Consider the following 12356-nt stretch of genomic DNA (forward strand, 5'->3'; position numbering starts at 1 on the left):
GCATCTTTATATGAGCTTTGTCTTTATTCTTAGATTTGACAATTATTCTGAATAACAATCTTTTGCAATTTGAATATTATCTAATGTTATTGGTAGATACGGTACACGAACAGCCTTTTTATCATCAAGCTTCCACTCTGTTCCTTCTAATATATCCTTTCCTTGGGCAGCATTTAAAGATACATCTACAGTAGCTTTACCTTGATTTGCTGCATCATTCAATACACTACCTACCATAAGTCCTGCTTCGATTTGTGTAAGTGCATCTGGAATAGCATCTACACCCACTACAGGCATGAATTTTTCACCTTCAAAGTAGCCTTCTGCTTTTAATGAGTTGATTGCACCTAATGCCATTGCATCATTGTTACAAATAACAAACTCAATATTGTCTCCATGCTTAGCAATCCATGCATCCATTAATTCTTTCCCTTTTACACTATCCCACATACCTGTTTGAAGCTCTAATTCTTCTACTTGGATTCCTTCAGAAACGATGGTTTCTACAGAATATTTTGTACGAGCTTCAGCATCTGGATGTCCTGGCTCTCCCTTTAACAATACATATTGTAATTTACCATCACTATTTTTATCCCACTCTGGATGTGCTTTCCAAGCATCTACAATTAATTTACCTTGGATCACTCCTGATTCAGATGAATCAGTACCTACATACCAACATTTTTCATAACTTGCTAAATCTTCTTCACTTGGCTCTTTATTGAAGAATACAACTGGTAAATCTACTTCTTTTGCTTTAGAAATAATAGTCGCTGCTGCTTGTGGATCAACTAAGTTAATAGCTAAAGATTTAACCCCTTTAGAAATCATCATTTCAACTTGTTCATTTTGTTTAGCTTGATCATTTTGTGAATCATTTAAAACTAATTCTGCTTTATCCTTTGCATCCTTCTCAATAGCACGACGTACAAAAGACATAAAGTTATCATCAAATTTGTAGATTGTTACACCAATCTTAGGCATTGCTTCAGCATTTTCAGTACTTGCTTGCTCCTGTGAATCATTTTCAGTACTTGCTTGTTCTCCCCCACCACATGCTACCAATGCAAACACTAATGATAACACAAGTAATAATGATAATAGTTTTCTCATACCTCTTCCTCCCACATTTTGATTTAAATAGTATTTTTGGAAAGCTTTTCCTTTGTTTAATTTTATTAAATATTTTGACAAAAGTCAACGATTCTGTTTTTTTAGATTTTTCAAAACTTATATTTATTCAGTTTTTTATTCTTCTATACAAAATCTCTATAAGATTAAAGAACTTTTTATTTTTCCTCATCTTCCAAATTTATGTAATCTCACACCTTCTTTTTCTTTTTTTGTTAGAAATTTTATAAGTATACATTACAACAACTAATCATTTTGTATAAATATTCACAAAATATTTAATCATTCTCTTTATTAAACGCACTCTTATTACTTTACGGATTATTGTATGCATTGCTCATAGCCTATTTTAAATGAAAAAACAATAGCGCCTAAGCCCTATTGTTTTTCATTAATCTTTTTTTACATTTTAAAATAATTCATTTCTACATTTAATTTTTCAGCTAATTTATTCAATTTCTCAGCCGCACTTGCCACTTCTTCTACAGCTGCTGATTGTTGCTCCATAGATGCACTTACTTCTTCTGTAGCAGCTGCCGTTTCTTCTGAAACGGAAGATATATTTCCAATGGTATAGACTATATTGTCCTTATCCTTACTAATATCATTTACAAATTCCGTTATATCCTCAATCTTTTGAGCGATATTTTCTATAGCCTTATAGATATCTTCAAAAGAATGATTTGCTTCCATTACTGCATTATGCTGTTCTAGCGATCTTTCACTTACTTCTTTCATAATATCTACCGTATTGCTACTTTCCTTTTGTATATCTACTATAATTTTATTGATTTCATCGGCAGCTCTTGCTGAACCTTCTGCTAATTTTCTTATTTCATCAGCAACTACTGCAAATCCTCTTCCATGTTCTCCAGCTCTTGCTGCTTCAATGGATGCATTTAACGCCAATAAATTTGTCTGTTCTGCAATTGAAGTAATGGTCTCTAATATGCTTCCAATATCTTTTGACTTTATTGCAAGTGCATGAATAGCCCCTTCCACTCTTTTTGTGGCATCATTGTTTATTTCTGTTTTTTCTTTTAATTCATTCACTAGTTGTACACCTTTTACATTAGCATCCATAACCTCTTTTGTTGCATTACTCATATCTTTGCTATTCTCTGATAATTGATTAAATTTGTGGTCTAATCCGATTGTAAGCTCTGCACCTTTTTCAGCATCAGCAGCTTGTTCACTAGCTCCTCTTGCAATTTCATCAACAGCTCTTGCCACTTCTTCTACAGACATATTTGTCTCTTTCGAAGATTTTTCCAAATAGTTAGATGCACTTGCCACTTCCCCTGCAATAGTTTTTGCACTAGACACTAATTTTTTCATATTTTCAACCATTATATTAAACTTTGAAGAGATTTCTCCAATTTCATCATTTGATTGAATATTTAACTTTACTGATAAATCTCCATTTGATACAGCAGTTAAACCTTCTAAAATAACAGGTACATCCTTTAATATTTTTTTCGTTAATAAAAGTATACTTATAGCAAGACCTACACAACTTAATCCATAAAGCAATAGAATAATTTTTCTAATGGCATTTACTTTATCTAATACATAAGTCTCAGGTATAGTCATAGCAACAGACCATCCATTAATCTCTATAGGCATATAGGCAATATATTTTTTTTCTCCATCATGAACATATTTTGTTACCCCAGATTCTCCACGAACCATAGCTTGTCCAATCTCGCCTAGTTCGCCATCTATTTGTGTCATATTTGATTCTAATATCAGCTTTTCATCTGGATGATAAACAACCGTTCCTGTGTTATCTATAAGTATGGCATAGCTACCTTCTCCGATTTTATACTGAGACATCATAGTAGATAATCTATCTATGGATACATCAATGGCTGAAGCTCCAATAGATTTACCATTTTCAAATATTGGAGTAACTGCACTAATTACAAGCTTGTTTGTAACATTATCTATATATGGAACAGTAAAGTGGATATCTTTTTTGGCTACGGCATCTGTATACCATGCTCTTTGCATGATATCCCATTCTGTAGGAACTTCCCATGCTGGATCTTCACTAATAAAATTATTATTATCTTCTAATGCTACATAAACAAGTCCCAAATCTTTATCAGATTTTTTCATATTCTGCAAGGTTCTTAATATAGAAGGATAGCTGGGTGTTTGCTTTACTTCACTTCTACTTGCTAATCCCTCTGTACCTTTAATATAGTTTGTAATACTATCTGTATTGGCCATAATTTTTACAATATCAGCTTTTTCTGTAAAAAAATTTCCTATATTGGCACTAATATTTTGGGATTGACTAACCATATCATTCCTTACTAAATCTGTAACCATGGTACTCACCTTATTATTAATAATAAATCCTGTCAACATAAATGTAATAACTACTAAAGTAATAACTACTAAAGTAATAACTACTAAAGTAATAACCACCATTAACAATTTATTAGCTATGCTTTTGCTTTTTTTATTGGAATGTCCTTTAGATTTGCGTTTAATCTTTTTCATCTGATCACCCTTTCCTATGTAATTTTTAATCTTTTTTCAAATTTTTTCTACTAGTTTATCCCTCCCTTGATTGATTCATTTTATAAAATTTTTTTAGGAATATTATCTTCATACTATAGAATATAAGGAATGTTTCTTTATGAAAACCTAGATATATTTATATAGGAATGTTTTCGACGCAAACATATGCATTGCACATATATTAATTAGACCTCTCTTTATCTATTATAGATAAGTAATAATGATAAGCTTTTTTATTTAATGATCCTTTCTATAATCTATTTCTACATTTTTTGATATTTTCCTTCGTATTTTTCTCTTTTATCATCTTATAGATACCCCATTTTTTTCCTTTATATTCAGATTTTTTAATTTCCTATGTACACATTTATGACTTTAATCTTTCACAAATCTTATATATATGTTTTCATTATATTTGTACCTTATACAAAAAAATCATAGAGAGATATATCTCCCTATGATTTTTAGTTTAAAAGCTCTTTTGGATTTCCTACTTGAATGATTTTTCCTTCCTTTAATATAACTACTCTATCTGCAATAGCTTTTGCATCATCTTTATCATGGGTAACAAAAATAGATGTGATTTGGGTACTTTTTATGATTTTTTTCAATTCTTCTCTTATTTTTATCTGCAAATCTTTATCTAGATTGCTAAAGGGTTCATCTAATAATAATAAGGACGGATTAGGTGCTAATGATCTTGCTAATGCAATTCGTTGCTGTTGTCCTCCACTTAATTCATAAGGATATCTCTTATGGAATTTTTCCATGTTGACTAATGTTAAAACTTCTTTTACCCTTTGACCTTTTCCCTTTCTGCCTATTCCTTTTAATCCAAATTCTATATTTTGGGCTACTGTCATATGAGGAAAAAGGGCATAATCTTGAAAAACCATTCCTATTCCTCTATTTTCAGGTAATATAAAAGTGTGTTGATCTACCATAGTCCTTTGGTTTATTTGAATAAATCCGTCTTTAGGTACTTCCAGCCCTGAAATCAATCTTAGAACAGTACTTTTTCCACTTCCACTTTCTCCCAAAATACCTATAATTTCTCCTTTTTCTATATTCATAGAAAAATCCTTTACTGCATCTTCCTTTGCATTTTTATACTGAAAATTTAATCCTTTTATCTTAACATACATTAAACTTCCTCCTTATCCCCTACCTTATAAAAAAAATATATTGAAACAACACTAATAATAATGATTATTAATGAAGATATAGCCGCTTCATGAATCATCTCGTCATTGGCATATTCAAAAGATTTTGTAGCTAAAGTATTGAAATTAAAAGGTCTTAATATAAGGGTAAGGGGTAATTCTTTTAATATATCTACAAAAACAAGCACAAATGCACTTAAAATTGCAGGCTTAATCATTTGAAAATCAACTTTAAAGAAAGTCTGTGTCATATTCATTCCAAGGGTTCTAGAAGCTTCGAAAAATCTTTTACCCACCTTTTCAAATCCTGATTCTATAGAATTGTATCCTATGGCTAAAAATCTTATGATATACGCAAAAATAAGCATAATAATACTTGTACTTAAAAGTAATTTAGACGTATTCGGATTGATTATTTTGTAAATCCAATACAACTTATGATCCAAGTTTATAAAAAACACAATCACACCTATTGCAATAACAGCCCCTGGAATAGAATAACCCACCACTGTCATTTTTGAATAAACTTTGGAAATGATCCCTTCATGTACTCTACAATAATTAGCAATTACAATCCCTATGATCACTATGAGCACTGAAGAAAATAAGGCAATCCATAAAGAATTCATCATAAGTCCTAAAAACTTCATGTCTAAAATCTTTTTATAGGTCATGATTGTCCAATGGGTTAGCTGTAGGGTAGGAATAAGAAAACTAAGACTAAACACTAAAAAGCAATAGCTACATGCCAAGATTCCTTTGATTCCTTTTAATTGAATACATGTTAAAGGTCTTACTTTTGCAGTAGTATAACTAAATTTCTTTCTTCCTCTTAAAAATTTCTCTAATATTAAAATACCAAAAACCAGAAACATTAAAATAGAAGATAACTTCACTGCTGAATCTATATCTCCCATAGCAAACCATGTCTTAAAAATAGCCGTACTAAAGGTTGGAATACCAAAGTATTTCACAACACCATAATCATTTAATACTTCTAATATAACTAAACTAACACCACCAATAATAGCTGCTCTTGATATAGGCACTACTACATGTATAAAAATTCCTAAAGAGTTTCTTCCTAAAACTCTCCCACTTTCAATTAAGGATGAAGATTGCTTTTCTAAAAAGGATCTGGTAATAATATATACATACGGAAACAAAAACATAGTAAAGACAAAGATGGCACCCTTCATGGACATGACATTAAAATATTTTTGATTTACATATATGTCCAAATAATTTCTAAGAAATGTTTGTATAACACCTGTATAATTTAACAATCCATTATAAGTGTACGCTCCTATATATGCTGGTATTGCAAGGGATAAAACTAACCCCCATTTAAAGAATCTTTTCATAGGAAAATCATATATAGAGACAATCCATGCAAGACTTGTCCCAAGCATAGTGGTAAACAGTCCCGTAAAAACAATCAATATAGTAGAGTTTACAACATAGTCTTTTAAAAGATATTTCTTAATATGAAACCAGTTTTCATTTGGTTCATTAAAAAAATTGATAAATATATTCATATTAGGTAATATTACTAATCCTACAAATATGAAACTTAGGATCGCCCATATATTAAAATTGGATTTTAAGTTCCTTGTTTTAATCAATTTTGCACTTCCTTTACATTTCAATAGTTTTAAAGCAGCCCAAAAGGACTGCTTTCATTTACTTCCATCCAACTTCGTTAAAAATTTCTACTGCCTTTTTATTATTTTCTCCTAGTTTAGATAGGTTTATATTTTGAGTCTTAAATTCTCCCCATGACTTTAAAAGTTCTGATGGTTCATTTTTAGGGTTTACAGGATATTCATAGTTTGCCTGGGCGAATTGTTTTTGAGCTTTTTCACTAGATAAGAACTCTATCAGCTTTATAGCATTTTCTTTATTTTTAGCATGTTTCGTAAGTCCTATCCCACTCACATTGATATGTGTTCCTGTAGTGTCTTGATTTGGGAAAAATACCCCTACATTTTCAGCTACTTTCACCTCTTCAGGATTAGAAGAATTTAGCATTTTTCCTACATAATAAGTGTTCATGATTGCTAAGTCCCCTTCGCCTGCCACAACAGCTGTAGCTTGTGCTCTATCATTTCCTTTTGGCTCTCTAGCCATATTTCCAACTAACCCTTTTGCCCATTCTTTAGCCTTTTCTTCCCCGTTGATCTCTATAAAAGATGCAAGAAGGGATTGATTGTATAGATTCGATGATGATCTTACAAGTATTTTCCCTTGCCATTTAGAATTTGTTAGATCCTCATACGTTGATAAATCTGAAGGATTTACTCGATCCTTAGCATATACCACAACTCTTCCTCTTACCGTCAAACAAAACCATTGATTGTCTTCATCTCTTAAATTTTCAGGAATATTTTCCAATAGCTCTTCACTTGCTACAGATTGCAATAAGTCTTTTTCCTTTGCTCTATGTAGCCTTCCTGCATCTGCTGTAATTAATAAATCTGCTTCTGTATCCTTTCCTTCTCTTGCAAGTCTTTCAATTAATTCATCTGAGTCGCCTTTTACTACATTGACTTTTATCCCTGTTTCTTCAGTAAATAATTGTAATAATTGTTCATCTGTATCATAGTGTCGATTTGTATAAAGATTTACAGCTTGTTCTTTACTTTCCTCTGTTTTTTCAGTAGCTCCACTTGTCTCCTGGGTACTTGAACACCCTGCAAGAGTTAGTAGTGAAAAAATTAGTACAAGACTTAAAGAAATTAAAATAGATCTTTTTTTCATTATTTGTTCCCTCCTCGTTGATAATTTTTTTCATTTTGTATTATTGTTAATTTGATAACAATTATCGATATCATCATTGTAATTGATAGTTATTCTCACGTCAATATAAATGCATATATTTTATATATGTAATTTATACCTTAATAGGAAATGTATAAAATTAATGTAATATATATCAATAGTCAAAAAAACTAACCTTGAATAAATAATAAATGACCAGGATTAATCCTGATCATTTATTATTTATTCATGATCTACCTCACTGCATACAATCCTATAAAAACTATTTCCTATAACTTATTTAATCTTTTTTTCAACTTTTTTCATCAGCATTTTGTAAAAATATTATTCTTTAATTATTCTAACAATCCCATTTGATCCATCAACTTCAAGTATGTCACCATCTTTGACAATATCCATAATGCCAAGCATTCCACTCACACAAGGAATACCATACTCTCTGGCTATTATACCACCATGCTGAAGAGGTCCTCCTACTTCCATAATAACACCTGCTGCATTGATGAAAATCGGTGTCCATGATGGTTCTGTGGCTTTGGTTACTAATATCTCACCTGAATTTAATGGTTTCTCATAGGGAGTTCTCAGCACCTTGGCCTTGCCCCTCGCAACACCAGGAGCTATTGGCGCACCCACTAAATCGCCATCTTCAGCATTAATTTTTGGCTTAAATATCTTTCCTCTACTATCAATTACAAGGGGCCAATCCTTAATATGTGCAACTTTTTTATAAGGTTCCAAGTTTTCATCTCTTATCCTCTTAAGATCAATGTCTTCACCCTTTTGAGCACAAACAATTTCATTAACATGAAGATCAAATATATGCCATTTATCTTTAAGTCTACCCTCTTGTACAAATTTTTTTCCAATTTCAAGAGCAATATCATGAAGTTTTGCATAGATCATTACAATCATATATTTAGGGTGTTCTCTGTAACCAAAAGTTGCTTGATAAATTTTTGCTTGTTTTTCAAACTTTTTATCGAAACCACCTATCTTTGCTACAGCAAGTAATTTTTTATATGCCTCTTCTCTTTTTGTTTTTACATTTAAAATTTGACTATCTTTAATATTGATATTTGTAAGCTTCTCATATAGCAATGTAGGGTCTTCGTATACCCTTTTAGAAGCAACATCTATCTCCATAAAGCCCCTTGCTCCAAATTTGTCTAAATACTCAACGTAATCATTCATAAACTCCTTTGAATATGACTTTTCTTTAATTTTTTTCATAAACGCCTCTACGGATTTAGTTGCCTGAAATTCATCATAAGAGGCAAGTTTAAATAATAAATGCCCCATTTGACTCGTTGGGTTTCCCTCTAAATCCATCCCTAAGGCCGTTACAAGTGTCTCTACATCCTTCCCTTTAAACATTTTCTTAATAGAAGAAAATGCTGACATTCCTGCTATCATTATTCCCATGGTATTCATAATAGTTTCAAGGTCTTTCATTGTAAAATCAACGATTTCACTAAAATTTTTATTTGAGTTTAATATTTTAAGATGTTCTATAATCCTACTTGCTGTCATATTATATTCCTCAACAACTTCTTTATAATCGGAAAACTTGGCTTTTATTGTAGATGGTATCATTGGAAAAATCATTTTTAACATATTTAATTTTGTTTTTTTCATTACTTCTGGCATTTGAGCAGGTTTATATTCTTTGCCTAAATCTATATCCTCAAATATTTTTTTTACATTTTCATCATAACTTTTTAAAAATTTTTTTGTTGCGAAAGAACCCCAGCCTGCCATTATATTAGAAACATTCATATATTGTCTGCCATGGAGAGCTGGCATAGCTCCATCTAGTGAGGTTGGCATAATACCCCCTTTTAAGTCATCTAGCATTCTTGCCCATAGTTCAATACCAAGAACAGACATACTTTCAGTAAATCCTTGTGTAAGTCCCATTACATCAATATAAATATTTTTCTTTTCTCCAGGTTTAGTTACAAGCTCAGGAAATAAGGGAATATACGTTGTAATAGGTCTTGATTGTAATAGATATAATATATCTTTTTCAAAAGCCCATTCTGTATCCATAGGCTTTTTATAATACTTTTCACATTTTTTAATAAGTTCTGTTAGCTCTAAGATCTGCTGATCCGTAAGCGCCTGCTCATCTGAATTATTATTATCTTTTTGAATCGTACCTCCATCATCTTTAAGCCACAGTGCAGTTTGTTTATCTCCTATTTTCTTTTTAATAATTTTATTTTTTATACTATCTATAATATACGTATCAGGTGTTACTACTCCTGAAACGATACTTTCCCCAAGTCCAAAAGAAGCATTGACCATCACTTCATCATAACAATTGTTATTAGGATTCAGTGAAAACCCTACACCACTTACATCCGAAGCAATTTGTTTTTGCACGATAACGGCTATACATGTGTTTTCAAGGTCTATGTTATATTGCTTTTTATATTCCATAACTCTAACATCGAAACAGGAAGAAAATGCAGAAGCTATAGCCTGCTCAAGCCCCTGTGTTGTTATGCCAAGTAACGTCTCATACATTCCAGCAAAACTAGTGCCTTCTAAATCCTCTTCCGGAGAAGACGAACGCACAGCAAAAACTGTACCTACCTCAAATTCTCTTAACGCTTCTTCCATAGCTACCTTTTGTTTTTCATTAAACATAAGCTGTGCTGCTTTTAATTTTACTGCTTCACACTGTTCTCTTGTCACCTTTAAAAGTACTTCTAACCATTCACTTGAATCTTTTATTTCTTGAAGCCACGGATTAAAAAAATCAACAGATAAGACAAAACCTGATGGAACTAGAAAACCTGCCTTTGTCGTTTCTATAAGTGCTTTCGCTTTACCTCCAACTTCAGATAATAGTGGACTATCTTTTGTCGTAAAAGGATATATCTTCTTATTCATTTCTTTCCCTCCTTTTTATCTTTTATTTAAATTTCATTCTCTACTAAAGGATACGCTGAATCCTATTGAGAACACGCTGTACATATATTCATTAGCTATTACCTTCTGTATAAATGTCTTCACTAGAATGTTAATGAACATAATAGGTCATCATCACATCCATTAAAGCAATACCTATAAACAATAGTTTACTTAAACCTATATATTTTCCAAATCCGACCAAAATATACTTTTCAATAAAAATAAGAATAATCCAATGGTTGCTGCACATTCTCTAACATCAATTATATATAGGAATATAATCAACATTTGTATAAAAAGACACCCTTTTTATTGAGTGTCTTAAAAAATTCTTTTTTACTTTTCTTCTTATACCTTTCATCTTGTGCCTAAGCTTAAATGCCTGCATCTATATAATCTTTTTTATTTCATTAATGCTTATATTCATATCAGATCCATCTTCAAAATAACTTCCCATTATAATATATGCTTCTTATAATGGGAAGTTGAACAGCTCAAAGATTAGTCTTGGTACGGTTAGCCCTTTCGCTACTTGGCTTACATTTCCTATATATCTCTTTATTCCTCTGTCTCTTTAACAGATTTAAGTTTCATATCAAAACCATTTACATGATTCCCATTCAAAGAAATAGCTATGATTTTATTTCTGCCTGTTTTTTCATCTTTTCCATATATAAATTTGTATTCTCCTAAACTATTACTTTCTATGCACTTGATGTCTTCTTCATCTGCAAATTTATGTTTTTTAATAAATACTGCTGCAATTTTTTTACCTTCCTCTTTTGTTAAAGAAGCTTGTTTTATTTCTTCACCATAACCTACACCTTCAATTTTCCCTTCCTTTGTTAAGACTATAGAATATTTTTCGCCATCCCACCGTGCAAACCAAATAGCAAAACTATAATTATATTGTAAATCCTCTGCTACATCCTTCGTATCTACTTTTACATTAAAATACTTTTCAAATACATTTTCAGTAATTTTTACAGCTTCTTCTCTTGTAATCTTCTTGCTTTCTACTTCTTTTGCTTCAACTATATGATAAGCATTCTTCTCATACTCTGATACTGCCTTTTTCCCTACAGAGAAATAATTTACTTTCCCTGAAACCCTATCAATCTTTATATTTATTTTTTTACTGACATCATTCATATTTTCATAAAAAAGCATAAAAGTATCAAATATATGTTCATCCTGTTCAAAATAAGTTACATCCTCTATAAGTCCAATAAACTTTAATTGCTCTACATCTTCAAGATTATTTCTAGCTATAAATGCTTCTGCTATTTTCTTTGATTGTTCAAAACTAATAAAATCTATTGGTTTTAATTTTTTTAATACATCTCTTTTTATACATGTAACTTGTAAAATTTCTTTTGTTTCATCATCAAAAGACACAGCATATGTTTCTAACTTTTTACCCCCATATACGTCCCCAAAAAAATCAATGGTTCCAAATTTAATTCTCTTTTTTTCTTCTTCTAAATAATCTATGGTTGCTCCTCTTTCTCCTGTTCTTGTTGATAATTCGACTATCATACTTTCTATTCTTTCTAATTGCTTTTCTACTGTATTATGCTCAATATTAAATTCTAATTTGTCTCCATCTATTTTTACTTTGTAATGCTTTTCAATAGCTTCTATTGCTTTAATTTTTAGATACTCATTTTCTGCTTCTTCTCTTTTTTCTTCATGTACTACCTTTTGTTTGATTTTATTTGATGCAGTATTATTTTCTACAAGATTATATATATTGTATCCTGCTACTAATAAAACACCTGCTACTAAAATGCCTACTATTATTTTTTCCCCTTTCATTTTATATCC

The 12356-nt window shown here is 31.0% G+C and carries 7 protein-coding genes; all 7 read right to left on the reverse strand.

Annotation, left to right across the window (positions count from 1 at the left end; all coding sequences use genetic code 11):
- Positions 1 to 42: 42 nt before the first annotated feature.
- Positions 43 to 1113, reverse strand: coding sequence for a galactose/glucose ABC transporter substrate-binding protein MglB (gene mglB / locus K7H06_RS15945; protein WP_223037022.1), 1071 nt, complete (start codon positions 1111 to 1113; stop codon positions 43 to 45).
- A gap of 420 nt (positions 1114 to 1533) precedes the next feature.
- Positions 1534 to 3642 carry a methyl-accepting chemotaxis protein gene (locus tag K7H06_RS15950; RefSeq protein WP_223037023.1) on the reverse strand — a complete coding sequence of 703 codons (2109 nt, stop codon included), beginning with the start codon at positions 3640 to 3642 and terminating at the stop codon, positions 1534 to 1536.
- Positions 3643 to 4127: 485 nt separating this feature from the next.
- Complete coding sequence (locus K7H06_RS15955; RefSeq protein WP_223037024.1) at positions 4128 to 4808, reverse strand: ABC transporter ATP-binding protein; 681 nt, start codon at positions 4806 to 4808, stop codon at positions 4128 to 4130.
- A complete protein-coding gene (locus K7H06_RS15960; protein ID WP_223040053.1) occupies positions 4808 to 6364 on the reverse strand; it encodes an ABC transporter permease in 1557 nt (518 codons plus the stop codon). Before K7H06_RS15960 ends, K7H06_RS15955 begins: the two co-directional genes overlap by 1 nt.
- 145 nt (positions 6365 to 6509) lie before the next feature.
- Positions 6510 to 7586: a Fe(3+) ABC transporter substrate-binding protein gene (locus K7H06_RS15965; RefSeq protein WP_223037025.1), complete on the reverse strand. Its 1077-nt coding sequence runs from the start codon at positions 7584 to 7586 to the stop codon at positions 6510 to 6512.
- Between the two features lie 345 nt (positions 7587 to 7931).
- Positions 7932 to 10508 carry a PEP/pyruvate-binding domain-containing protein gene (locus tag K7H06_RS15970; RefSeq protein WP_223037026.1) on the reverse strand — a complete coding sequence of 859 codons (2577 nt, stop codon included), beginning with the start codon at positions 10506 to 10508 and terminating at the stop codon, positions 7932 to 7934.
- 579 nt (positions 10509 to 11087) lie between these two features.
- Positions 11088 to 12347 carry a hypothetical protein gene (locus tag K7H06_RS15975; protein WP_223037027.1) on the reverse strand — a complete coding sequence of 420 codons (1260 nt, stop codon included), beginning with the start codon at positions 12345 to 12347 and terminating at the stop codon, positions 11088 to 11090.
- Positions 12348 to 12356: the final 9 nt, after the last annotated feature.

Origin of the sequence: Crassaminicella profunda (assembly GCF_019884785.1) — a bacterium.
Lineage (GTDB): Bacteria > Bacillota > Clostridia > Peptostreptococcales > Thermotaleaceae > Crassaminicella > Crassaminicella profunda.

Excerpts from the sequence above, each read along its gene's own strand:
- K7H06_RS15965 (WP_223037025.1), bottom strand. The coding sequence starts at position 7,586 with ATGAAAAAAAGATCTATTTTAATTTCTTTAAGTCTTGTACTAATTTTT.
- K7H06_RS15970 (WP_223037026.1), bottom strand. The coding sequence starts at position 10,508 with ATGAATAAGAAGATATATCCTTTTACGACAAAAGATAGTCCACTATTA.
- K7H06_RS15975 (WP_223037027.1), bottom strand. The coding sequence starts at position 12,347 with ATGAAAGGGGAAAAAATAATAGTAGGCATTTTAGTAGCAGGTGTTTTA.
- K7H06_RS15955 (WP_223037024.1), bottom strand. The coding sequence starts at position 4,808 with ATGTATGTTAAGATAAAAGGATTAAATTTTCAGTATAAAAATGCAAAG.
- mglB (WP_223037022.1), bottom strand. The coding sequence starts at position 1,113 with ATGAGAAAACTATTATCATTATTACTTGTGTTATCATTAGTGTTTGCA.
- K7H06_RS15950 (WP_223037023.1), bottom strand. The coding sequence starts at position 3,642 with ATGAAAAAGATTAAACGCAAATCTAAAGGACATTCCAATAAAAAAAGC.
- K7H06_RS15960 (WP_223040053.1), bottom strand. The coding sequence starts at position 6,364 with ATGAATATATTTATCAATTTTTTTAATGAACCAAATGAAAACTGGTTT.